Source organism: Salmonella sp. HY31 (assembly GCF_042604575.1).
GTDB classification, from domain to species: domain Bacteria; phylum Pseudomonadota; class Gammaproteobacteria; order Enterobacterales; family Enterobacteriaceae; genus Salmonella; species Salmonella diarizonae.
Genome location: NZ_CP170479.1, coordinates 2,358,875 through 2,381,053 on the forward strand (window position 1 = coordinate 2,358,875; position 22,179 = coordinate 2,381,053).

Genomic DNA, 22,179 nt, shown 5'->3' on the forward strand with positions numbered 1-22,179 from the left:
CGCGCTAAATATGAGCAATAAAAAATAATGTGATGGCGATACAATAAAAGCGCTCATATCACCTGCGGGTTATCGGTAACCAGGCTATTTATGTGATCACGACCAACAACGAAGAAGGGCAACGCGATGGTGGAAATTATTCCTGTTAGCACGACGCTGGAACTGCGAGCGGCAGATGAAAGTCATGTTCCGGCGCTGCACCAACTGGTACTCAAAAATAAAGCGTGGCTACAACAGTCGCTCGACTGGCCGCAATATGTCACGTCGCAGGATGAAACGCGTAAGCATGTGCAGGGTAATATACTGTTGCACCAGCGTGGTTACGCCAAAATGTATCTTATTTTCTGCCAGAATGAGATGGCGGGCGTACTCTCATTTAATGTCATCGAGCCGATAAACAAAGCCGCGTATATCGGTTACTGGCTGGATGAGTCCCTCCAGGGACAAGGGGTAATGTCGCAATCATTACAGGCGCTGATGGCACATTATGTCCGACGCGGCGATATTCGGCGCTTTGTCATTAAATGCCGGGTTGATAATCAGGCCAGTAATGCGGTCGCACGGCGCAACCATTTTACGCTGGAAGGCTGTATGAAACAGGCGGAGTTTCTTAACGGCGATTATCACGACGTTAATATGTATGCCCGCATTATTGATACGGTTTAAAGGGAACCGACTAAGGGGGTACGAGTAATACGATCCTCGCCATTGATCACTTTTGGGCCGCGCAGGTGGATAGTATTGCCGTCAAACGCTATCACCGCCGCCCGTCCGCTAATCTCTACCTGGTGCTCAATCAGGATTTCGCCCTGTATACAGGCGTGGCCTTCAATCAGCACGCGGTCGTCCAGTAAAATCGGGCCTCCGCGTACCTCAGCATGTCCGCCTACCAGCACATGATGTTTTAACACACAGTTGCCTTCGATTAACGCATGTTCCGCTACCTGCGAGCTGTAGCGAAGGGTAGGGATCGCATCTTCCTCTGTGCCGGCGATAACCCGCGCATGGCCATAGACTTTGGCGCAGTCACAGATCCAGACATTATTGTCTTTGTTGCCTTCAATGGACGCGAAATCAAAGACCTCCGCCCGGTGTTCAATAAAAGCGTATGTGATAGTGGCGTCGCCATAAAGCTGTACCTGATGAACAATCCGCGAATGGCTCAGGGTGGCGCGATCGTAAATTTGTAAAATCTGCGTATGTTCACGCGTTAGTCCCTGAATGGCGAGAATTTCTGACTGGTTTAACACGCGGGCATCGCCATAAATCGCACACGCTCCGCGCACGGTAGATGACTGAATTGTGACGTTGTCACTTATGCGCGCGCCATCGCTGATATCAGCGCGATCAATCCAGACATTATCGCCTATTCGCACATTATTGTAGAGCGTGCACGGCTGCGTGATACGCGCGTTACCCGTAATTTCCGTGCCAGCAAAGGCCATCGCATTTTGATCATAAATCCAGCAATCCCCCTGTTGTGACAGCACATTATCGGCATCAACCCAGCCACCGGAGGTTCCGGCTTTAACATCGTTAAAATCCGTTACGGCAATAAGTTGTCGTAATAAGACGCTTTTCTTCTCACCGTCTACCTGATAAGTAAAAGCACGGGGTTCTTCACTCAGTCGATATTTTGTCATAGGGAAATTCCGTGTGAACGATTAAGATAACCGTAGCAAAGGTACTGGCGAAACAACCAGAAATTCCATAAAATGCATTTCAAATATACTTTATAAATTAAACAAAATGCGTAATCACAAGCAGAGCGATCGCGTGCTCAATCTGCCTGCGGGCTATTTTGGGATCGTCCTTGGCACTATCGGTATGGGATTCGCCTGGCGTTACGCCAGCCAGATATGGGCAATAAGCCACTGGCCCGGTGACATCATGGTGATCCTGGCGATGATTATTTGGGGACTATTGACCCTGGCGTTTCTTAGCCGTCTGGTGCGCTTTCCCCATAGTGTGTTGGCTGAAGTGCGACATCCGGTAATGAGCAGTTTTGTCAGCCTGTTTCCCGCGACCACAATGCTGGTCGCGATCGGCTTCGTTCCCTGGTATCGACCATTGGCCGTTGCGCTATTCAGCGTGGGGGCAGTCATACAACTGGCGTACGCCGCCTGGCAGACGGCGGGACTTTGGCGTGGAGCGCATCCGGAAGAAGCGACGACCCCAGGGCTTTATCTGCCAACGGTAGCGAATAATTTCATCAGCGCTATGGCCTGTGGGTCACTCGGCTACAATGATGCCGGACTGGTGTTTTTAGGCGCAGGCGTCTTTTCGTGGTTAAGTCTGGAACCGGTTATTTTGCAGCGACTGCGTAGCTGCGGCGAGTTACCGGCGGTGCTGCGTACTTCACTGGGTATCCAACTGGCGCCCGCGCTGGTTGCCTGTAGCGCCTGGCTGAGCGTCAATGGCGGTGAGGGCGACACGTTGGCGAAAATGCTATTCGGCTACGGTCTGTTACAGCTTTTATTTATGCTGCGATTAATGCCCTGGTATTTATCTCAACCGTTTAATGCTTCCTTCTGGAGTTTTTCGTTCGGCGTTTCTGCGCTGGCGACCACGGGGTTACATCTTGGTCACGGTAGTGAATCAGGGCTTTTCCATATTCTGGCCGTCCCGCTGTTTATTTTCACTAACGCTATTATCGCTTTACTGCTGGTCCGTACATTTCTATTGCTGGTGCAGGGGAAGTTGCTTATTCGCACTGAGCGCGCTGCACTGTTGAAAACGGAGGAAAAAAATGACCATTCGTGACGAAAATTACTTTACTGAGAAATACGGTTTAACCCGCACGCATTCGGATGTGCTGGCGGCGGCAAAGGTTATCGCACCGGGTCGAACGCTGGATTTGGGATGTGGTAATGGCCGCAATAGTCTGTATTTGGCCGCGAACGGTTATGACGTTACCGCGTGGGATAAAAATCCGGCCAGTATGGCTAATCTTGAGCGTATTAAAGCGGCAGAAGGGCTGGATAATCTGCAAACCGAAATCGTCGATCTGAATACATTGACCTTTGACGGCGAGTACGATTTTATTCTCTCGACAGTGGTTATGATGTTTCTTGAGACGCAAACCATTCCCGGTTTAATCGCCAATATGCAATGCTGCACAAAACCCGGCGGATATAATTTGATCGTCGCGGCAATGGATACGCCGGATTTCCCCTGTACGGTGGGATTCCCGTTCGCTTTTAAAGAAGGCGAATTACGCCGTTATTACGAAGGATGGGACATGCTGAAATACAACGAAGATGTCGGCGAGCTTCACCGCACGGACGAAAACGGCAACCGTATCAAACTGCGCTTTGCTACGATGCTGGCGAGAAAAACGGCCTGAGCGATGCAAGTTCTGTAAGTCTCGCTGCGTTCGGCATTTTTTTGTCGGGCGCCGCGTTCAAATTGTGCTGTCGTTACCATTTTTAGTGCATCCAGAATGATTTCGTTTTGCTATTATTTCCTTTGCATCATTGCGAAGACTAAAGGGATCGTTTCATGCGTACTCATACTTTATTTAAAGTTGCAGTGCTTACTGGCTTGCTGGCGTTATCCGGCTGTGCGTCCAAAGTCACACAGCCGGATAAGTATTCTGGATTCTTAAAAAATTATTCGGACCTGCAGGAAACTACCTCCGCCACGGGAAAACCGGTGTTGCGCTGGGTAGATCCACATTTCAATGACTCTAACTATGACAGTATTGTTTACAATCCAATAACGTATTATCCCGTCCCCAAACCTACGACCCAGGTCGGACAGCAAGTTCTTGATAAACTGCTGGCTTATACCAACACTAAAGTAAAATCAGCGATTGAACAGCGTAAACCGCTGGTCACGACGCCAGGGCCGCGCAGTTTGATTTTCCGCGGGGCAATTACGGGCGTGGATACCAGCAAAGAAGGGCTGCAATTCTATGAGGTGATCCCCGTGGCGCTGATTGTGGCGGGCACGCAAATGGCGACGGGCCACCGGACAATGGATACCCATCTCTATTTTGAGGGTGAGCTGATAGATGCCGCTACCAACAAGCCGGTCGTCAAGGTAGTGCGCCAGGGCGAAGGTAAAGACCTGAGTAATTCCAGTACGCCAATGGCGTTTGAGACGTTGAAACAGGTCGTGGATGATATGGCGACGGATACCTCTATGTTTGACATTAACAAAAAATAATTCTGCGGCGCCATCGCAAGATGGCGCAAACCCCGTCAGGTTAACGATCGCCATCAGCCAGACAACGATGGGCGGCGCGTTCTCGTTAATACTGCGTAGCCTATCCCGCCAGCGATCAACCCCCAGAATGCCGATCCGATGCCCATCAGCGTTAGCCCGCTTGCGGTGACGAGAAATGCGATAACTGCCGCGTCACGCTCGCTTTCGTGAGTAAGCGCCTGATACAGACTACCGCTAATTGTACTTAACAGTGCCAGACCAGCAAGCATTTGCACCCAGCTAACCGGCAGGGCGACCATCAGATCGGTTATCGAACTGCCAAACCACCCGGCAAGTAGATAAAAAATTCCTGCGGCGGCGGCCGCTAACCAGCGACGCGTTGGATCGGGGTGCGCGTCCGGGCTTTGACAAATGGCGGCGGTAATGGCGGCAATACAGATAGAATAAACGCCAAATGGCGAAAGCAGCAGCGCCAGCAACCCGGTAAAAATCATTAACGGAGAGACAGGAAGCTGATAGCCAGACGCCTTCATTGTGGCGACGCCGGGGGCGTTTTGCGATGCCATCGTCACCAGGAAGAGCGGTACCGCGACGCTCAGGCTTTGAGCGAATGAAAAGTGGGGGGGAATGAAGACGGGCCACACAGTTGCGAAATGGATACCGCTCATCGCCATCTTACCCTGCATGAGCGCCACCGTTATTCCCGTTACCATGGCGGCAATAACGGCATAGCGTGGCGCGAATACCTTAAGGAGTAGCCACGCCAATAACATACCGCCGCACATTACAAACTCTCCGTTGAGCGTCCCGAACGCCTGCAGGCCGAAGCGTAGCAGTATTCCCGCCAGCATTGCGGCGGCAAGAGAATGGGGGATTATCCGCATCAAACGCGCAAACAATCCCGTGACGCCGCACAGCACAATCAGGGCATTGGCGACAATGAATATGCCCACGGCGTCTGGCAACGATAATCCCTGAAGCCCTGTCACCAACAGAGCGGCGCCAGGCGTAGACCAGGCAGTTAAAACCGGCGCACGATACCACAAGGTTAGCGCCAGTGTGCTTATGCCCATCGCTATACCGAGGGCGGTCATCCAGCCGGCGATCTCTGCGGGAGTTGCACCAGCAGCAAGCGCCGCCTGCCAGATAATGGCCGCAGAACTTGCATAGCCGACCAGAACGGCGACCAGACCAGATAATACAGTAGGTAACGGCAGTGATAACAGACGCATGATCGCCTCTTGTGCGTTATAACGGTCAAGTAATGTAGCATTGTGCGTTATAGCGCACAAGTGATACGCTATGGTCTTACAGGGGGAAAAAATGGATAACCTGACACATTATCTGGCGACCACGTTAAGAACGTTACGCCATCAACGAGGCTGGAGTTTATCGCGTCTGGCGGAGATCTCCGGCGTATCAAAAGCCATGTTGGGGCAGATAGAGCGTAATGAGTCCAGTCCGACAGTCGCAACGCTGTGGAAAATAGCGACGGGCCTGAATGTTCCATTCTCAATGTTTATTTCGTCTCCGCAGGCTGAATGTCCTCCGACCTTCGATCCCCAGCAACAAGCGATGGTCATCACACCACTGTTTCCGTGGGACCCTGAACTCGGTTTTGACTATTTTTCCCTATTGCTGGCACCTGGCGCGGTCAGCGAATCAACGCCGCATAAAGCCGGCGTTATCGAACATGTGGTGGTGATTCAGGGACGGCTGGACATGTGTACTGGTGGGGTATGGCAAACAATAGACGCCGGTAAAGGTTTGCGTTTTGCCGGCGATACGGCGCATACCTATCGCAACAGCAGTGATCAGACGGTTCATTTTCACTCGCTGATCCATTACCCGCGCGATTAAGCAGGAAAACTATTTCGTTAGTTTGCGCTTCTGACTACAATAGCCGCCATTTCGCTGCTCTTGGATAAGAAAGACCGTATGCGCCAACAACTTCACTATCTCGAATTGTTAAGTCCGGCCCGTGACGCCGCAATTGCTCGCGAAGCGATTTTGCATGGCGCGGATGCCGTCTACATCGGTGGACCTGGTTTTGGCGCGCGTCATAATGCCAGTAACAGTCTGCGCGATATCGCCGATCTGGTCCCGTTTGCCCACCGTTACGGTGCCAGGATTTTTGTCACGCTGAACACTATCCTGCATGATGATGAGCTGGAGCCCGCACAACGGTTAATCACCGATTTGTACGACACCGGCGTGGATGCGCTGATTGTGCAGGATATGGGAATTCTGGAACTCGATATCCCGCCGATTGAGCTTCACGCCAGTACACAGTGTGATATTCGCAGCGTGGAAAAAGCGAAGTTTCTTGCCGATGTCGGTTTTTCACAGATTGTACTGGCGCGCGAACTTAATTTGACTCAGATAGCGGCTATTCATCAGGCTACTGACGCCACAATTGAATTCTTCATTCATGGCGCGCTGTGTGTCGCTTATTCTGGACAGTGTTATATCTCTCATGCGCAAACCGGGCGCAGCGCCAATCGGGGAGACTGCTCGCAAGCCTGTCGCTTACCGTATACGTTAAAAGACGATCAGGGGCGGGTGGTATCTTACGAAAAGCATCTGCTATCGATGAAAGATAACGATCAAACGGCTAACCTCGGCGCGTTGATTGATGCAGGCGTACGTTCCTTCAAGATTGAAGGGCGCTACAAAGACATGAGTTATGTCAAAAACATCACCGCGCATTATCGTCAGATGCTGGACGCGATTATTGAGCAACGTGGCGATCTGGCGCGTGCGTCGGCTGGTCGGACCGAGCACTTTTTTGTTCCTTCCACGGAGAAAACCTTCCATCGCGGCAGCACCGACTATTTTGTTAACGCGCGTAAAGGCGATATTGGCGCATTTGATTCACCAAAATTTATTGGCTTACCGGTAGGCGAGGTCCTGAATGTGGCGAAGGACTATCTCGATGTGGAGGCTACGGAGCCGTTGGCGAATGGCGATGGTCTGAACGTGTTGATTAAGCGTGTAGTGGTGGGTTTCCGCGCCAATACCGTGGAAAAAACCGGTCATAACCGCTACCGCGTTTGGCCAAATGATATGCCTGCCGATCTGCATAAAGTCCGTCCGCATCATCCGTTGAATCGTAATCTGGATCATCACTGGCAGCAAGCGCTGACAAAAACCTCCAGTGAGCGTCGTGTGGCGGTTGATATCATGCTGGGCGGCTGGCAGGAACAGCTTATTCTGACGCTGACCAGTGAAGAAGGCATCTGCATTACGCATACACTTGACGGGCTGTTTGAGGAAGCCAATAACCCTGAAAAATCGTTAAATAACCTAAAAGTTGGACTGGCGAAGCTGGGACAAACGCTCTACTACGCTCGTGATATGCAGGTGACATTACCGGCGGCGTTATTCGTGCCAGGTAGCCAGCTCAATCAGTTCCGTCGGGAGGCGATTGATATGCTTGATGCAGCGCGTCTGGCCCATTATCAACGAGGTCGCCGGAAACCCGTGGCGCAGCCTGCGCCCGTTTATCCGCAAACGCATCTCAGTTTTCTCGCTAATGTCTACAACCACAAAGCACGGGAATTTTATCACCGTTACGGCGTACAATTGATCGATGCGGCCTATGAGGCGCATCAGGAGAAGGGCGAGATACCGGTCATGATCACCAGGCACTGCCTGCGTTTTGCGTTCAACCTTTGTCCAAAACAGGCGAAAGGAAATATTAAGAGCTGGAAAGCCACACCGATGCAGTTGGTGCATGGCGATGAGGTGCTGACACTAAAATTCGACTGCCGCCCTTGCGAAATGCATGTAATTGGTAAAATTAAAAACCACATTTTGAAGATGCCCCAGCCCGGCAGCGTTGTCGCTTCAGTGAGCCCTGAAGCGCTGATGAAAACGCTGCCGAAGCGCAGGGGCGTTTAATTAACGGAAATAGCTCTCTGGTTTGCGCGATTTCTGCCAGTTGTGGTGCTCGCGCAAGCCTTCCGCTGATTCTTCCGCTGCCGCCCGTAATTCATCGCTGTCGGCTTCATGTTTGAGCTGGTGTCCTCCCGTCACAAACCATACAAACTCATGGCCTTGCTGTTTCGCCAGTAACTGACCTGAAAACAGCGCACAGGTCAGTAAAACTACTGATAACGCTTTTGTGAACATCATGCCACCTTCCAGTTATGTCGTGGGGTTATGATGCCAATAATTTATTTGAGTTATTATTCAACACTTCAAATTAGCGAAAACGGTTTGTCAATAATTGCGATAAGTTGTATGAGAACACGTAGCCGGGTACATGATTAGACAGCATTAACATTCCCAGCCCCGCCATAATGCGAAAAGACCAGAACCCCATCGTGTAGTTAGGACGATCTTCTTTCGGGAATTGGGGTTTGGGGAATAACGGAACAGTAAACACCGTTAAGTAGCCATTTTAAATAGCCAAAAATTAATCAGCCAAATACATCGCATATTGTTATTTTTAGCTACCTCTTTTACGTTAGCCAACTTAACTATATCATTTGGGCTACCGTAAATGAAAATTGCTCGCATCTATGAAAGGGGCCGTACATCAGAGCAGGATTTGGCCCGCCAAGCTGACATCGAAAAAACGACCATCGCCAGTGGTTTTTATATTGCCGGTATTTATCGGGAAAAAGCATCGGGTGCCAGGGCTGACGGACCTGAGCTTCTCCGCATGATCGCTGACCTTCAGGTTCCATTGATAATGGATTTGGAATCATATCGTTTGGCGGAAGTGGCGAGGGTAAACACTAAAGTGAATGCCACATCACTTGTGCAGGCCATAGGCCACCTTCAGACAATACGTAACCTGGGAGTGACATTACCAGCAATTACGCCCGTTTCGGATACCCGTATTGCTGTCTTTTTTCATAACAGTTTTTCTACTGTCGTGGGGTCAGTCCCTTAAGATGGCTTAAAGAGAGGAGCCCATGAGCGGTAAGCGTTATCCCGAAGAGTTTAAAGTTGAAGCAGTCAAACAGATTGTTAATCGCGGTCAAGTGAAGCCAGTATCGTGACGCCGAACAGGCTCCAGCGGCAGTTTAATCCGGACGCACCCAATGAGCGTTGGGCCACGGATATAATGTACATCCGGACCCGCGAAGGCTGGAGGTTTCACCTTATATCAGTAATGTAAAAATATGCTGAAAATGTTATTTTTATAATGAAATTAAGATGTCGGTAATTTTTTTAATAAAAAACAAGGAGTATTCTCTTAGTTGAATACTCCTTGCTATAAAATCCTTTACAAGGGATATTTATTATTAATATGGCGTGATCCAGAAGTCACGGCTATCACAACCAATCTGAAATTGGCAAAAGAGAGGGAGGCGTTTCATTAGTGTTATCCTGGGTGTCAAGACGATGTTGAACATCTGGTAGGCCGGCTTCGGGTAATCGTTTTCCTGAAACTGCCTTTGCATCCTTTAGATTAACACCAGTTAGCTTTGCGTTGCATAGAATAGCATCAGTTAAGTCTGCACAGAATATGTTAGCGTTGGTCATGTCTGCATTAGTCAGATTTGCACCAGACATGTCTGTGTTTGCCATGTTTGCGCTAACTAGACTTGTGTAAGCCATTGTTGCGTCGTGTAGATTTGCGCCAGAAAAATTTACGCCAGAAAGATTTGAACCATAGAAATCTGTAGAGGATGCATCTATATTTTCAAAATTTTCATCCCGCAAATCTTTATAAGCCAGGTATACTCCACGTAGGTTAAGCTTACCTTCCTCGGTTAAAAGTGAATCCTCATGTTGTATATTATATTTACGAATCAGTTTTAACATTTGACAGACATTCCAAAATGTATCACCATCAACTTCACTTGCTATCGTTTTTCCATCTTTACTCACTTCTATAGTGACCATGGGGGCTTTATTTTCATATTCAGGGACTGTGACACATGACAGGCATGTAGTACACCCGTTGATACCCTCCATAAATATTTTGGTACCTCTATAAAAAGCATCTTTATTTACATGTGATAACGCTGAAGTCAGCTTTTCCACTACCTCCTGAAAGCATCTTTCGTTGCTTCTCCTTACTCCACCACAGGTAAAAAAATTGACAAGCCATTCCAGTATACCGCGTGGTGAAGTTGAATTTTTCATCGCTTCTTTCGTACCAGTACCGGCCGCATGTAAATATTTTAATATATTTTCTGGAGACGTGTTAGTTATTGGCATTTTTATTCCTTATAGATCGGTGTGAGTCAAGCTACATTATGTAAGGAATATCAAAAAAAGATATAGGGTGATTTTTGTATTCAGAGTTTTGGTTGGGTTTGTTTGTGGGAGGGTAATGACTTGATTTTTAGATTTATAAAGTGGAAAGTATAAAAACCATGAACGTGAGTAGTTATTCCTGAAATTCCTGCTGTAAGTATCCCGCATAATCGAGCTTTAAGCGTGACAGGCTCGCGGCTATCCGCATGGATAAGAGTCCCGGAATTTATCTCGCTGATACTGTACTGAATTTGGGCCAGGGGAAATTCTTCCTGGTTCTCAAAAAATGCTTGAAACTAAAATGGGTCTATTTACACAACCATCAGCTAAAATATTGAAGTACGTACAGACAAGTCCGCTACTAAACGGGTTTTTTAGGGGGGCGTTTCCGGATGTGTCTATTTATTGAAGATGTAGGCCATTCCTGGAGGTGAAGAATGCCCCATCTCTTTCAGAATAATGTTGGTATATTCGACAACAGGGCCCCTTGGATGATTTTCTTCTTTATCCTGAAGATAGGTCAGCGCATGACAACTTCATGGATAAATGAACGTTTTGCGTCAAAAGGTTGTGGACCTTCGTTACTTTCATAATACTCAGGATATGAATCCTCATCAGTATCGTCCAGATTAAGACATATGACTCTCCTGCCTTCTGAAAGGTTGAAATCTTTCGGACTCACGGTAGTTTCAAAGGATTCACCAGCCCCCAGTAACCAGCGCTGCTCCACATCATGTAGTTCTTTTTCATAGGCGTAATTCATCAGTCTGCGGAATGTTTCGCTTTGGGTGTACGCATTTTGAAGTACGGAGGATAGGGCTGGCAGGGTGCTGATAATTGAGCAGAACATGAAGAACAGGTTTAACCGGGAGAAGACAAGAGAGTAAATGGTTAAAATCCGGCCTGGATGCCGGGGTGGATATCTCTTTGATAGTGAGTTAGGCCTGATATTCTTTTGATTTTAGTGATTGAGCATAGCGGGCACAGTCCGGGCAGAGTTCCATCGAAGTCATATGCTATGCTGTATAATAAATTAACTGTCTGAAAACTATCCAAAAGGGCGTTGTTATTTCACTGGTACTCGCTGTTATCTGAGGAAAAAGGTGACTGGCAACCCTTGGCCTGGGATAGCTGGTATCCACGCTATAAGCTGGAGAACCAGCATCTGATTACTGTTAAATATTTCCTGGAGTACGACCAGACAATAAAATAATCTGTTCATTAACTCAGTAATTGCCGATTATTCATCTTTACTCAATAAATTATTTTTATCATTCAGCTCCTGACGAACTTTTGCTAATGATTCCTGAAATGCCGGAATTGTTTGCAATCTCGCAAATTCTACGGCTCCCACATAACGGCCAGCATCAACATCACTTTGCCAGTGAGCGCCACATATCACTCTGCTTTGTCCGAATTCCCATCCCCGTCTGGCAAGTTCCTGGGCTCGTTCTGGTTTGGCCTGTGATAGAACTAAGGCTAAAAGTGTGCCATAAGCTGTATGCCCGGAAGGGTAAGAGCCATTTTTTCGTAAAGTATCCTCATCTTGGGGGCGACAGGTGGAGTGTTTAAATAAGACAAAAGGTCGTGTGCGCATGTAATATTTTTTTGCCGAAGCAGTGGCATAATAGCCACCCATGGTCAGAAGATTTTGTAACATTTTCCATGTCTCCGGGGTGTCATGTTTATTAATTTTAACCCCAATGACTGGTGAAAATATTCTGGCTATATTCTCCACGCTCACATCTGCATCTATAGCCGCTTGTTTCCAGCGGGGAGAGTCCTTCATGGCATAACCTCTGAAATACGCATCTTTGTCGTATCGGAAAGCGGGATCATCATTTCCTGGAGGGGGAGGTAAATAAAACTGACTGTTCACTGACTCTTCAGGTTCATGAAATGGTTCTACTGTGTTAGCAGTTGAATGTTTCACTATAAGTAATGGCAGGAAAAAGAGTAAGTAATAGCTTTTCATAAATCACTCCATGTTAAAAAATAATGAATGTTCTTGCCTGCGTGATTTTATATTTGGATGTCTCAATGGTTACTCAACATAAGGCTGAAAGAAACGTTACTGGCTATAGAGGTGAGATACAGAGTTCGTTGATTCCCGAATGGTTCATAAACTAGCTATCTTGTCCTGACTGGCGGGGATTCCTGTAAGAAGTGATATCAAGTTATGAAAAATCAGGCTGGCATCAATAAAATACACCAGCCTGAAGTAATATTAAGCCCAGGAAGAACTGATGAAACATAATAATCAGATACACCATCAGTATTGATGTGGCTGTAACAGACTTTTGTAAAAAATTAGCAACCACAAATCTGATACCACTCCGGTGGTTTCCCTATATCTGGTGGCCAGTTTTCACACCAGGGGGCGAATGGATGGGGCGGGTATTTATTATCCGGTGGGGATTTTATATCACTGGCAGCTATCGCTGATGCCGAAAAGGCTATCGCCAGCGGCAACAGAAATAATGGTAAAAATATACGATTTATCATAATTTTACCTGTAAATCAAAAGCGTCTTCACCGCTTGAGTGCATATATAAAAACAGAGTGTTTTTGTTCGTAATGTAATGTAACCATACTCCACCACAGTACCAGCAGATGGTATTTTTATAATCAATATCGGTAGTACTTTTTGGTTTGTCCTTCAACCATCGAGCCAGTGTTTCTGATATATTAATATCAGCATATGAGGTAATCACTGCTTCAAGGAGGACATCGTCATCGGTATGCCGTCTCCCGTCAGCCCAACTGTGATTGATTTTATAATATCCAGGCATTTTTGTTCTCCCACTGGCAATGTATTGTGAGTTTTCACTTGCTGCTTATAAAAAAATCCCGCTCAAGAGAAATAAGCGGGCAGTAAATACTGAAGGTAAAGGGACCTCGACACAGATAAATCAGTTCACCAGAAGAAACCAGAGCGAAACTGACTGATGGCATCTGTATAACACCACACAATTTATACGTCTTTATTGTCTGGGATGAGCAGATAATTCTTAAAATAGTAAACATGGTAAACTACCATGTTATGGTAATAGCGTTGCGGTGAATCCTCCTGCACATCCGATACAATCGCGGGTTACGGCGGGTCAGGCAAAGATTTACCGGGAGGCTCCCGGCCACGCAACAGTTAACTGTTACCATGAATGGAGGCAAGGATGAAATGGTATATCTGGTTATTTCTACTGACGTGTTTTCTGGGGGGATTGACGATGTATTACGTGGGAATTGATCGTCTGGAGCAGGAGTTGATTTTTATTGGGGGGATCAGGATTGATCTTGTCTGGCCATTCTGAACATAAAACAGCCTTGTATAATTTTATCTGCTTAATGTAAATTTTCCTGGCGTGATAAAACTCTCTATTGCGTCATTACAGTATGCGCGAGGGTTTAATAAAACGACCGTAGCGGTAGCAAACAAGAGCGTGAGAATAATCTGGTCGATGCTTAAAAATGATACAGAGTATCAGGCTACCGGAAGTTAATACTCTGCCAGAAAAGTTGCAGTGTACTGATAGATGGTGACAGGTTGCACCTGTACAATCGGAACCTGATTTTTCAAGACCGTCCAGTTGTTGAGGTGATTGTGTGCCGATTACCCATTTGGACACAGGTTTTTCTGATGCCGGATAGATATAAGCAATGACCCAAGACCAGAACCAGTGCTTGCAAAACGGAGGTAGTCCATAGATATAAAAAGTGGCCTCAGAAATGCCCGTCTTTCTGCAGACGTCCCCGACGCGGGTGCCGGTTTCGGCCTGTTTCAGTGCAAACGCGATCTGTTCTTCGGTATAACGAGTCTTTTTCATGGCAATGCGCCTCTCTGTGAGGTGAAAGGAAGACCGGATACTTCAGTTTAGACTGATACTGTTTTCAGGGAGAAGCTCATTCTACTGTCATGGTCTTCCCCAAAACTCCGCCAAAAATTGCTCATGATTATTTTTTACATAGTAGACTAACAACCAGGCTTGGTGCATTATTTGAAAGTTTACACACACAAGTACAGCTATTATTAATATGTAAAGAAAGCTCATTAATAGTGGAGTATATATATGCCGATCACATCAGTTGGAACTTATGCCCGAGCGTTTAAAGCAGAAAGCAATCTTCATCACGCCGCAGGAAATTATGAGAATACATTGGCAACAAAGTTTGCAAAAGGAATTGTGGGCGTATTTACGCTGGGAATTGGCTATGGAATTTTTCGATTAATTGAAGATTGTCGTAACGTTAGACCTAAAGTGGCTGAGTTTTGTGCTAATGCAGAGAAAATTTATGCCGCACTTGCTATACGGGTCGCCTTACAAAGTGTCGATAAAACTGTAGAAGTCTGGCTTAATGATGGTCGTCTTTTAACGTTAGAAGAATTTACCGCCTGGCCAAGCGACGAAAGACATGTCAGAATATCCGATGGCGAACACACGGAAGAATTTGTCGGTACCTTCCATGATATTTGTGCAAAACTGGAAAAAGACTTTGAAATGATGCCGGGGCTTTATGGTCTTAGCGAGCATCACAGAACGCTTGCCTCATTGTCAGAGATGAGTGCCAGCAAAATAGCCCCTGTTATTAACTTTTCTGAGTCCGACGTTCGTCCCAAAAGTATATATACCAGTAATATGCGTATTATTCATCAGCGCCTGAGTCAAGCCGTTGCCGAAGGCAATACAAATGTGATAGTTCCGTTGCATGAGGGGCTGAACGATGTAGGAGAGGTTGAATTTATAGAGGCGCTAAGTCGAAATAGTGTACTGGTTAAAAACAGAGAAGCTACTAAATTTGTTGAAGGGGGGCTGCGCGATCTTTGTCAGGAGTTTGAAACCATATTTCATACTCTTGACCCAAACGATGACTTTAAATCCGTTGATGACTGGATTAAGCAGTTAACGGACCCCTGCGAAATAGTCGATGATGTAAACTTAACGGGGGCTATTTCTCCGAGTGAAATCATAGAGGACTATTTTTCTGACGAATCAGCGCCGCGGCTGAAATTCGTTGATGACCATTACAGAAAAGTGTGAATACGCAGCATGATAATTAATTAACAGATAACCCTCTATTTTATCGAGTCATTTCGTATCTTTAAGTGCTCATATCCATAGAGGATTATCATTACCATGAGGAAATGAATCATTCATTTTCATGTCCCACAGCTATTCTAACTTTTTTATCCATCACAGGCAGAAATTTCACCATATACTGCTAATAATTCCACGACTTATTGTTTTTATTGCAAGTAAATTTATTGTTAACAATAATCTTAAAGATAAGCACAGGTTTTCAATGATATATTATAAACGTTTACGCTATCTGTTTTTTTATCATCTTGTACAGGAGAAGTGACATTATGATTACGTATCAAGACATCAAAGCGAAACAGCAGTTAGCAACAGAATGTACGCAAGCATGCCTGAATAAAGTCTGTTATATGGCAAAAAAGTTAATTGATATATGTCAGGTCACTCAAATTGTCTTCTGGTAATTGGTGTGATGCTGTTGGCGATAAACATCCCTACGTTTACATAACGAATGGAAATGCGCGTTGTAGTCCTGCAGAAATCGTAACAGGGCCAGACAATATTACTTATTTCGATTTATACACAATAACAGATGACGATCCTCATCATCCAAAAGCCGAAAAAATCCGTATTTTAATGAATGTTACCGACTATGACACATTTGATGTAACAGTTGCTGGTTATCGCGTTGAAACTTTTCGAGCGGTAGATACAGATGAAAAAATTGCTGAGATTTCTGAATTTATTAAAAATGATATCATAATGTCATTGAATAACTCATCACTTGTTGGTTACAAAATAAAAGATCCTATCTATCTGTGGGATTGAGTACATCATTGATGCCAGGAATAGCGAAACGTATCGATATTTTCAGGATTCCACTCAACGGCTTGGTTTATATGTTTTTTCTGACAAGTATTAACAGCGTTATTGTTTGTTACAGCCCCCCCAAACATTTATTTATAACTTCTACACACATTAATTCTCCTCGATACTATTTCTCCTAAAAGTAAACTTTTACTAAACCAATATGTATATCGCCCTGCGAAAAATAATGCTGAATGTATTATTAGATTAACAAGGATATCATGTAGGTAAGGGATGCAGGTGCCATGCCAATTCCGGAGGGGATGGTGATATGAATTTAAAAACAACTTTATAATTTAGCTATGAATTTTGATAGTTTTAATGGTAAGTATTAGCTGACTGTATTTAATCAGCTAACTGATGATAAATATTAAAACCGATGAGATGTCTAATTATGAGGAAGTCAGACAACTATACGCATAGAAAAACGCCACTTTGGTATGTACTGGAATCAGATTTGATAAATAATCCTTTGCGGTTTTTATTGCTGCTATTGTGCCGTTTCGCGATCGGATGGCTGCTTTTTCAGTTGGTTGCGATTATTGTTTTGGGAATCTTATTGCTGGGCGTTTTGCTCTTCAACCCTACGGCTTTCATACAGGCTATTGCAACCACCGAGAAGTTAAACCATGTCTCGATTGTATTATGGAATACGCTTAAGTTATGTACATGGCATTACGGTGTTATAGCTGGTTTTGTTTTTATGTTAGGATGTACTGTAAACAAAGGGATAAGACAGGCTCATCGCCTAACAAGAAGGTATGGCTCATAACAACTTAAACGTATCAACGCGTAGGTGAGACTCCTACACAATATTGCAAAAGGATTTTATGGTGGTGATGAATATCAACACGCTATCAATGATGTGCTGATCTTTTTATCAAAACTGAGTATTTCTTATATGCTTTATACGGGAGTATGGTATCCGGTAATGAAAATGACCTTTTAAATTTGCTGGAGGCTCGATGAAACGAGTGAAATCTATCGTTCTGGCATCTGTTTTAATATTGTTCGCTACAGTTTTTTCAACACCAGCGATGGCGTGGATTTGTACAGAACAAGGGCATCCACCAGATTTCTGTATGGAGGTATGCAGTGGGCAGACCTGGATACCACTTGCCTATAGCTTTTGCCTTTAATTAGTTATTGTAGCCAGTCGAGCCAGGCGTAAACACCGTTCTGGCCGACTGGCGATAATCATCAGCAAAACGTGGCGCTTTTTTATGGCTATTTTATCAGTCCGTTAATATTATGCAGGAAAAGTATTGATGCATTTATCCTGTAACTACCGATACGAACTCATATTATTACGTAATGAAAAAGATGCTTATTTTAACCATCTGTTTAAGCGCTGTCCGCTAATGTTTCCCTGCTCAAATACATAATCACCCCTGTGATTTCCGCGAGGTGTAGTATATGGTAAAATGCGTATCTCCTTTCCTCCTGTTCAGCCTGTTGTCTCTTCAGGCAATGCCAGCTGAAAGCCATATTGATTCCCACCGACCAAAAGATGTTGTCGATATTACTACGGTCGCCCCCGACGTACGCGATACTTCACTTCCCATAACTTTATTGGTCGCCCGATTAAAGGTTATAAAGCGCCTGTTTGCCTGTTAACACGGCCAGCCGCGAACGCGGTAAAGCAGGTCGCCGATCGTCTATATCCCTTCGGACTTACCTTAAAAATATATGATTGCTACCGTCCGCAAACTGCAGTGAACGACTTTATCGCCTGGGCCAAAGATCCTTCTCAAAACCAAATGAAAAACGAATTTTATCCGCATGTAGAGAAAAGTCGCCTGTTTGAGGAAGGTTATATTGCCGCCAAATCCAGCCACAGTCGGGGAAGCACGCTTGATCTAACGATCGTTCCACTCGACAGTAAGATACCGATATACCATCCAGGCCGACCACTGGTGAATTGTACTGCGCCAGCGGCGCAACGTTCGCCTGATAATAGTCTCGATTTTGGTACCGGCTTTGACTGTTTTAGTCCGTTATCCCACCCCGATAATATTATGCTTACCGCTCAGCAACGCGCAAATCGGTTGTTATTACAAACATTGATGCGTGATGCCGGCTTTACGTCACTGGATACCGAATGGTGGCATTTCTCTCTTACTAATGAGCCATACCCGGAGACTTGGTTTGATTTTCTCGTTCAGTAGAGACCCTGAAACGACGTTTTGTTGCGAAATCTGATCATTACGCCTGTTGGAAAACACCATAACAGTTAGCAAATCGTTGTTAATTTTAATAACTGATATACACTGCAGTTGCCACCTGCAAGTAGCGCTCAATGAGAACGAATAATGAAAAAATATCAACGTCTGGCGGAGCAAATTAGAGAACAAATCGCTTCTGGCGTTTGGCAACCCGGCGATCGACTGCCCTCTCTGAGGGAGCAGGTCGCCAGTAGCGGTATGAGTTTTATGACTGTCGGTCATGCGTACCAGTTGCTGGAAAGTCAGGGACGGATTATCGCCCGTCCGCAATCCGGTTATTATGTCGCGCCGCATCCGGTTTGTCGGTCAGTCGCGACTCCGGCGCACGTTATTCGGGATGAAGCAGTAGATATCAATACCTATATTTTTGAGATGCTCCAGGCCAGCCGCGATGCCTCAGTCGTACCCTTTGCTTCAGCGTTTCCCGATCCGCGCCTGTTCCCCTTGCCGCAACTGAATCGCTCTCTGGCACAGGTCAGTAAAACTGCGACGGCAATGAGCGTAATCGAAAACTTGCCGCCGGGTAATGCAGAATTGCGCTATGCGATAGCACGCCGTTACGCACAGCAGGGAATTACCGTTTCTCCTGACGAGATTGTCATTACCGCCGGCGCGCTGGAAGCGTTGAACCTCAGTTTACAGGCAGTGACGTCGCCGGGAGACTGGGTAGTGGTAGAGAATCCCTGTTTCTACGGTGCGCTACAGGCCCTGGAGCGATTGCGCCTGAAAGCGTTGTCGATACCCACCGATGTCAAAGAAGGGATCGATCTTGTGGCGCTGGAACAGGCGTTACAGGAGTATCCGGTGAAAGCATGCTGGTTAATGACCAACAGCCAGAACCCGTTAGGGTTTACGCTGAGCGCTGAGAAAAAAGCGCGGCTGGTTGCGTTACTCACGCACTATAACGTGATGCTAATTGAAGATGATGTCTATAGCGAACTCTACTTTGGCCGTGAGAAACCGCTGCCCGCCAAAGCATGGGATCGCGACGATAGCGTGTTGCATTGTTCGTCTTTTTCCAAATGTCTGGTTCCCGGTTTTCGCATTGGCTGGGTGGCGGGAGGAAGCCATGCCAGACAAATTCAGCGTTTGCAGTTAATGAGCACATTATCCACCAGTTCCCCCATGCAATTGGCGTTAGTGGATTATCTCTCGACACGTCGATATGACGCGCATCTGCGCCGATTGCGAAGGCAGCTTGCCGAACGTAAACAGCAAGCCTGGCAAACCCTTTTGCGCCATCTCCCGGCGGAAGTAAAAATTCACCATAACGATAGCGGTTATTTTCTTTGGCTGGAGCTGCCTGAACAGCTTGATGCCGGCGAACTTAGCGCTAAAGCGCTTGAACACCATATCAGTATCGCGCCGGGGAAAATGTTTTCAACGTCCGGTGCCTGGACGCGTTTCTTTCGTTTTAACACCGCATGGCACTGGGGAGAACGAGAAGAACAGGCCGTAAAACAGCTTGGCTGTCTGATTCGCGAGATGCTGCGCTAAATACCTTGCCGTAAGGTGGAATGCGTGCCAGCTCACAACCTGGCTAAATTTCCCGAGCGTGCCGGGTGAGCATCTGGCGCGCCGTCTATTTTTAGGAAAGCGGCGGCCTGTTCGCCGGAAAATCGATTAACGACGATATGGGAAAATGCTATGCAATATCAATTACTGATTAATGGCGTACTGGTGGACGGCGAGGGAGAAAGGCAGTCCGTTTATAACCCGGCGACAGGCGAGGTAATACTTGAGATTGCGGAAGCGTCGCCCGCGCAGGTTGACGACGCGGTGCTGGCCGCCGATAGCGCGTTTACCGCATGGGGGCAGACCACGCCCAAAGTACGGGCGGAATGTCTGTTAAAACTGGCGGACAGCATCGAGCAAAACGCTCTTGTGCTCGCCAGGCTGGAATCGCAAAACTGTGGTAAGCCTTTGCACTGCGTAATCAATGATGAAATTCCGGCAATCATAGATGTCTTTCGCTTTTTTGCTGGCGCGGCCCGTTGTTTGAATGGGCTGGCGGCGGGCGAATATCTGGAGGGACATACGTCGATGATCCGCCGGGACCCGATTGGTGTAGTTGCCTCTATCGCGCCGTGGAATTATCCGCTCATGATGGCGGCCTGGAAGCTGGCGCCCGCGCTGGCGGCAGGTAACTGCGTGGTGATTAAGCCTTCTGAAATCACGCCGCTGACGGCGCTTAAACTTGCCGCGCTGGCGAAGGATATCTTTCCGCCGGGGGTGATCAATGTCCTGTTCGGACGAGGGCAAACTGTTGGCGATGTATTGACCGGACATGCAAAAGTACGCATGGTCTCTTTAACTGGCGCTATCGCGACCGGGGAGCATATTCTGCGTCATACTGCGTCAGCGATAAAACGCACGCATATGGAACTCGGCGGTAAAGCCCCGGTGATTGTTTTTGATGATGCCGATCTGGATGCGGTGGCGCAGGGCATCCGGACCTTCGGTTTCTATAATGCCGGACAAGATTGTACTGCGGCGTGCCGTATATACGCACAACGCGGTATCTATGATGCGCTGATCGAAAAGCTAGGAGATGCGGTGAGCAGCCTGAAAATGGGCGCGCCGGAGGATGAATCAACAGAGCTGGGGCCGTTAAGTTCGCTGGCGCATTTGACGCGCGTCACAGCGGCTGTCGAGGAGGCGAAGGCGCTCGGCCATATCCGCGTAATTGCCGGCGGAAATCAAATGGAAGGTAAAGGTTACTATTTCGCTCCGACGTTGCTGGCAGACGCAAAACAGGAGGATGCCATCGTTCAACGCGAGGTCTTCGGCCCGGTGGTCAGTATGACCGTCTTTGATGATGAAGATCAGGTTCTGAGGTGGGCCAACGATTCTCGCTATGGTCTGGCATCCTCCGTCTGGACTCAGGACGTTGGGCGGGCGCATCGGGTTAGCGCCAGATTGCAGTACGGCTGTACCTGGGTTAATACCCATTTCATGTTGGTTAGCGAGATGCCGCATGGAGGGCAAAAACAGTCGGGATACGGCAAAGATATGTCATTGTATGGTCTGGAAGACTACACGATTGTCCGCCACATCATGGTTAAGCATTAAGGATCATTTACTCTTCAGAAAAGTCATGAAAAAATAGGCGGGTGTCGGCGGAGAGGGGAACCTCCCCGCCAACATGCGCAGCAAGTACTCAAAGGGTGAACACATCAAGCAAACCAGCCGAATCTCAACGAGATCAGACCCAAAAGTCCTGCAGCAGCAAAGACATTAATCAGCACTACGGTTTTACTGGAAACATTCATTTTTGCCACCTTTCATCATAACCCATATGGGTATAGTACGGGTTGGCGAGATCCGCAATAATACTTAAACAGGACATTCTGTGAGCGGAGCAGTGCATTGAGAACATTTTGCTGTTAAGGCGGATAAACCTTGATGTGTGTCAAAAAAAAGAGCATATTGCGCGCGTTTTTTCCTCTGGCTGGCGCGGATGCCTGATATGTCCCTCTATCAAAAGATGTTAGTTTTTTACGCCGTCATGGCGGTAATATCATTTCTGATCACCTGGTTTTTGACTCATGACAAAAAACGAATTCGTTTCCTGAGCGCCTTTTTGGTTGGCGCGACATGGCCGATAAGTTTCCCCGTGGCATTGCTGTTTTCGCTTTTCTGACCTCAAGCCCGATAAACGTTAC

The 22,179-nt window shown here is 46.8% G+C and carries 20 protein-coding genes and 4 pseudogenes; 14 read left to right on the forward strand and 10 right to left on the reverse strand.

Annotation, left to right across the window (positions count from 1 at the left end; translation table 11 throughout):
• Positions 1 to 126: 126 nt before the first annotated feature.
• Positions 127 to 666, forward strand: a complete 540-nt coding sequence (gene rimL / locus ACE15A_RS11200; protein WP_053509734.1) for a 50S ribosomal protein L7/L12-serine acetyltransferase — start codon at positions 127 to 129, stop codon at positions 664 to 666.
• Here the strand turns inward: rimL and ydcK are convergent.
• The gene (ydcK, locus tag ACE15A_RS11205; protein WP_053509732.1) at positions 663 to 1,643 is read right to left on the reverse strand and encodes a YdcK family protein; all 981 of its coding nucleotides are present in this window, start codon (positions 1,641 to 1,643) and stop codon (positions 663 to 665) included. The genes rimL and ydcK overlap by 4 nt on opposite strands.
• 106 nt (positions 1,644 to 1,749) lie before the next feature.
• Between ydcK and tehA the strand changes: the two genes are divergently transcribed.
• The 3 genes from tehA to ACE15A_RS11220 all read left to right on the forward strand — a co-directional run bounded on the left by tehA (position 1,750) and on the right by ACE15A_RS11220 (position 4,170).
• Positions 1,750 to 2,763 (forward strand): dicarboxylate transporter/tellurite-resistance protein TehA, encoded by a 1,014-nt coding sequence (gene tehA / locus ACE15A_RS11210; RefSeq protein WP_023249431.1) that lies wholly within the window; start codon positions 1,750 to 1,752, stop codon positions 2,761 to 2,763.
• Positions 2,750 to 3,346, forward strand: a complete 597-nt coding sequence (tehB, locus tag ACE15A_RS11215) for a tellurite resistance methyltransferase TehB (RefSeq protein ID WP_053509730.1) — start codon at positions 2,750 to 2,752, stop codon at positions 3,344 to 3,346. The genes tehA and tehB overlap by 14 nt, the downstream gene beginning before the upstream one ends.
• A gap of 155 nt (positions 3,347 to 3,501) precedes the next feature.
• Entirely contained in the window at positions 3,502 to 4,170 is a 669-nt protein-coding gene (locus ACE15A_RS11220; RefSeq protein ID WP_023249429.1) for a DUF3313 domain-containing protein, read from the forward strand.
• 53 nt (positions 4,171 to 4,223) lie between these two features.
• On the opposite strand, the gene ACE15A_RS11225 is transcribed toward ACE15A_RS11220, so the two are convergent.
• Positions 4,224 to 5,402 carry a benzoate/H(+) symporter BenE family transporter gene (locus ACE15A_RS11225; RefSeq protein WP_053509728.1) on the reverse strand — a complete coding sequence of 393 codons (1,179 nt, stop codon included), beginning with the start codon at positions 5,400 to 5,402 and terminating at the stop codon, positions 4,224 to 4,226.
• A 91-nt stretch (positions 5,403 to 5,493) separates the two neighbouring features.
• On the opposite strand from ACE15A_RS11225, the gene ACE15A_RS11230 reads away from it, so the two are divergent.
• Together ACE15A_RS11230 and ACE15A_RS11235 are read left to right on the forward strand one after the other, a co-directional pair.
• Complete coding sequence (locus tag ACE15A_RS11230) at positions 5,494 to 6,030, forward strand: helix-turn-helix domain-containing protein (protein ID WP_023249427.1); 537 nt, start codon at positions 5,494 to 5,496, stop codon at positions 6,028 to 6,030.
• A gap of 78 nt (positions 6,031 to 6,108) precedes the next feature.
• A complete protein-coding gene (locus ACE15A_RS11235) occupies positions 6,109 to 8,073 on the forward strand; it encodes a U32 family peptidase (protein WP_380913758.1) in 1,965 nt (654 codons plus the stop codon).
• On the opposite strand, the gene ACE15A_RS11240 is transcribed toward ACE15A_RS11235, so the two are convergent.
• Positions 8,074 to 8,304 carry a DUF2554 family protein gene (locus ACE15A_RS11240; RefSeq protein ID WP_023249425.1) on the reverse strand — a complete coding sequence of 77 codons (231 nt, stop codon included), beginning with the start codon at positions 8,302 to 8,304 and terminating at the stop codon, positions 8,074 to 8,076. It abuts the gene before it with no gap.
• Positions 8,305 to 8,446: 142 nt separating this feature from the next.
• Positions 8,447 to 8,530, reverse strand: a pseudogene (locus ACE15A_RS11245) (cytochrome ubiquinol oxidase subunit I); the annotation flags it as partial.
• A 147-nt stretch (positions 8,531 to 8,677) separates the two neighbouring features.
• Between ACE15A_RS11245 and ACE15A_RS11250 the strand changes: the two are divergent.
• The gene (locus ACE15A_RS11250; RefSeq protein WP_053509724.1) at positions 8,678 to 9,073 is read left to right on the forward strand and encodes a hypothetical protein; all 396 of its coding nucleotides are present in this window, start codon (positions 8,678 to 8,680) and stop codon (positions 9,071 to 9,073) included.
• Positions 9,074 to 9,459: 386 nt separating this feature from the next.
• On the opposite strand, the gene pipB is transcribed toward ACE15A_RS11250, so the two are convergent.
• From pipB to ACE15A_RS11270, 4 genes and pseudogenes are all read right to left on the reverse strand, one after another.
• Positions 9,460 to 10,350: an SPI-2 type III secretion system effector PipB gene (gene pipB / locus ACE15A_RS11255; RefSeq protein ID WP_053509722.1), complete on the reverse strand. Its 891-nt coding sequence runs from the start codon at positions 10,348 to 10,350 to the stop codon at positions 9,460 to 9,462.
• 437 nt (positions 10,351 to 10,787) lie between these two features.
• Positions 10,788 to 11,206 (reverse strand): annotated as a pseudogene (locus ACE15A_RS11260) (PipA/GogA/GtgA family type III secretion system effector); the annotation flags it as partial.
• 423 nt (positions 11,207 to 11,629) lie between these two features.
• Positions 11,630 to 12,364: a non-specific acid phosphatase gene (locus ACE15A_RS11265; RefSeq protein WP_053509720.1), complete on the reverse strand. Its 735-nt coding sequence runs from the start codon at positions 12,362 to 12,364 to the stop codon at positions 11,630 to 11,632.
• 335 nt (positions 12,365 to 12,699) lie between these two features.
• Positions 12,700 to 12,894: a PagK family vesicle-borne virulence factor gene (locus ACE15A_RS11270; RefSeq protein WP_071790818.1), complete on the reverse strand. Its 195-nt coding sequence runs from the start codon at positions 12,892 to 12,894 to the stop codon at positions 12,700 to 12,702.
• A 668-nt stretch (positions 12,895 to 13,562) separates the two neighbouring features.
• Here ACE15A_RS11270 and ACE15A_RS11275 point away from each other — a divergent pair.
• The gene (locus tag ACE15A_RS11275; protein ID WP_154707915.1) at positions 13,563 to 13,700 is read left to right on the forward strand and encodes a hypothetical protein; all 138 of its coding nucleotides are present in this window, start codon (positions 13,563 to 13,565) and stop codon (positions 13,698 to 13,700) included.
• Positions 13,701 to 14,096: 396 nt separating this feature from the next.
• Here the strand turns inward: ACE15A_RS11275 and ACE15A_RS11280 are convergent.
• Positions 14,097 to 14,213 (reverse strand): annotated as a pseudogene (locus ACE15A_RS11280) (transposase); the annotation flags it as partial.
• Between the two features lie 243 nt (positions 14,214 to 14,456).
• Here ACE15A_RS11280 and ACE15A_RS11285 point away from each other — a divergent pair.
• The 5 genes and pseudogenes from ACE15A_RS11285 to patD all read left to right on the forward strand — a co-directional run bounded on the left by ACE15A_RS11285 (position 14,457) and on the right by patD (position 21,586).
• Complete coding sequence (locus ACE15A_RS11285; RefSeq protein ID WP_053509717.1) at positions 14,457 to 15,425, forward strand: hypothetical protein; 969 nt, start codon at positions 14,457 to 14,459, stop codon at positions 15,423 to 15,425.
• A gap of 447 nt (positions 15,426 to 15,872) precedes the next feature.
• Complete coding sequence (locus ACE15A_RS11290; RefSeq protein ID WP_129382424.1) at positions 15,873 to 16,250, forward strand: hypothetical protein; 378 nt, start codon at positions 15,873 to 15,875, stop codon at positions 16,248 to 16,250.
• A 1,455-nt stretch (positions 16,251 to 17,705) separates the two neighbouring features.
• Positions 17,706 to 18,457: pseudogene (locus ACE15A_RS11295) on the forward strand (M15 family metallopeptidase).
• A 144-nt stretch (positions 18,458 to 18,601) separates the two neighbouring features.
• Complete coding sequence (gene ycdR, locus ACE15A_RS11300) at positions 18,602 to 20,011, forward strand: GntR family transcriptional regulator YdcR (protein ID WP_023249415.1); 1,410 nt, start codon at positions 18,602 to 18,604, stop codon at positions 20,009 to 20,011.
• Between the two features lie 150 nt (positions 20,012 to 20,161).
• Positions 20,162 to 21,586: an aminobutyraldehyde dehydrogenase gene (gene patD, locus ACE15A_RS11305; RefSeq protein ID WP_053509715.1), complete on the forward strand. Its 1,425-nt coding sequence runs from the start codon at positions 20,162 to 20,164 to the stop codon at positions 21,584 to 21,586.
• 104 nt (positions 21,587 to 21,690) lie between these two features.
• Here the strand turns inward: patD and yncL are convergent, their stop codons facing one another.
• Positions 21,691 to 21,786, reverse strand: a complete 96-nt coding sequence (gene yncL / locus ACE15A_RS11310) for a stress response membrane protein YncL (protein ID WP_001103198.1) — start codon at positions 21,784 to 21,786, stop codon at positions 21,691 to 21,693.
• Between the two features lie 197 nt (positions 21,787 to 21,983).
• Here yncL and ACE15A_RS11315 point away from each other — a divergent pair, with 197 nt between their 5' ends.
• A complete protein-coding gene (locus tag ACE15A_RS11315) occupies positions 21,984 to 22,157 on the forward strand; it encodes a GhoT/OrtT family toxin (RefSeq protein WP_002952378.1) in 174 nt (57 codons plus the stop codon).
• Positions 22,158 to 22,179 lie beyond the last annotated feature (22 nt).

Excerpts from the sequence above, each read along its gene's own strand:
- ACE15A_RS11285 (WP_053509717.1), top strand. The coding sequence starts at position 14,457 with ATGCCGATCACATCAGTTGGAACTTATGCCCGAGCGTTTAAAGCAGAA.
- ACE15A_RS11220 (WP_023249429.1), top strand. The coding sequence starts at position 3,502 with ATGCGTACTCATACTTTATTTAAAGTTGCAGTGCTTACTGGCTTGCTG.
- ACE15A_RS11275 (WP_154707915.1), top strand. The coding sequence starts at position 13,563 with ATGAAATGGTATATCTGGTTATTTCTACTGACGTGTTTTCTGGGGGGA.
- pipB (WP_053509722.1), bottom strand. The coding sequence starts at position 10,350 with ATGCCAATAACTAACACGTCTCCAGAAAATATATTAAAATATTTACAT.
- yncL (WP_001103198.1), bottom strand. The coding sequence starts at position 21,786 with ATGAATGTTTCCAGTAAAACCGTAGTGCTGATTAATGTCTTTGCTGCT.
- ACE15A_RS11265 (WP_053509720.1), bottom strand. The coding sequence starts at position 12,364 with ATGAAAAGCTATTACTTACTCTTTTTCCTGCCATTACTTATAGTGAAA.
- ACE15A_RS11270 (WP_071790818.1), bottom strand. The coding sequence starts at position 12,894 with ATGATAAATCGTATATTTTTACCATTATTTCTGTTGCCGCTGGCGATA.
- ACE15A_RS11235 (WP_380913758.1), top strand. The coding sequence starts at position 6,109 with ATGCGCCAACAACTTCACTATCTCGAATTGTTAAGTCCGGCCCGTGAC.
- ycdR (WP_023249415.1), top strand. The coding sequence starts at position 18,602 with ATGAAAAAATATCAACGTCTGGCGGAGCAAATTAGAGAACAAATCGCT.
- ACE15A_RS11250 (WP_053509724.1), top strand. The coding sequence starts at position 8,678 with ATGAAAATTGCTCGCATCTATGAAAGGGGCCGTACATCAGAGCAGGAT.
- patD (WP_053509715.1), top strand. The coding sequence starts at position 20,162 with ATGCAATATCAATTACTGATTAATGGCGTACTGGTGGACGGCGAGGGA.
- ACE15A_RS11315 (WP_002952378.1), top strand. The coding sequence starts at position 21,984 with ATGTCCCTCTATCAAAAGATGTTAGTTTTTTACGCCGTCATGGCGGTA.
- tehA (WP_023249431.1), top strand. The coding sequence starts at position 1,750 with ATGCGTAATCACAAGCAGAGCGATCGCGTGCTCAATCTGCCTGCGGGC.
- ACE15A_RS11230 (WP_023249427.1), top strand. The coding sequence starts at position 5,494 with ATGGATAACCTGACACATTATCTGGCGACCACGTTAAGAACGTTACGC.
- ACE15A_RS11225 (WP_053509728.1), bottom strand. The coding sequence starts at position 5,402 with ATGCGTCTGTTATCACTGCCGTTACCTACTGTATTATCTGGTCTGGTC.
- ydcK (WP_053509732.1), bottom strand. The coding sequence starts at position 1,643 with ATGACAAAATATCGACTGAGTGAAGAACCCCGTGCTTTTACTTATCAG.
- ACE15A_RS11240 (WP_023249425.1), bottom strand. The coding sequence starts at position 8,304 with ATGTTCACAAAAGCGTTATCAGTAGTTTTACTGACCTGTGCGCTGTTT.
- rimL (WP_053509734.1), top strand. The coding sequence starts at position 127 with ATGGTGGAAATTATTCCTGTTAGCACGACGCTGGAACTGCGAGCGGCA.
- tehB (WP_053509730.1), top strand. The coding sequence starts at position 2,750 with ATGACCATTCGTGACGAAAATTACTTTACTGAGAAATACGGTTTAACC.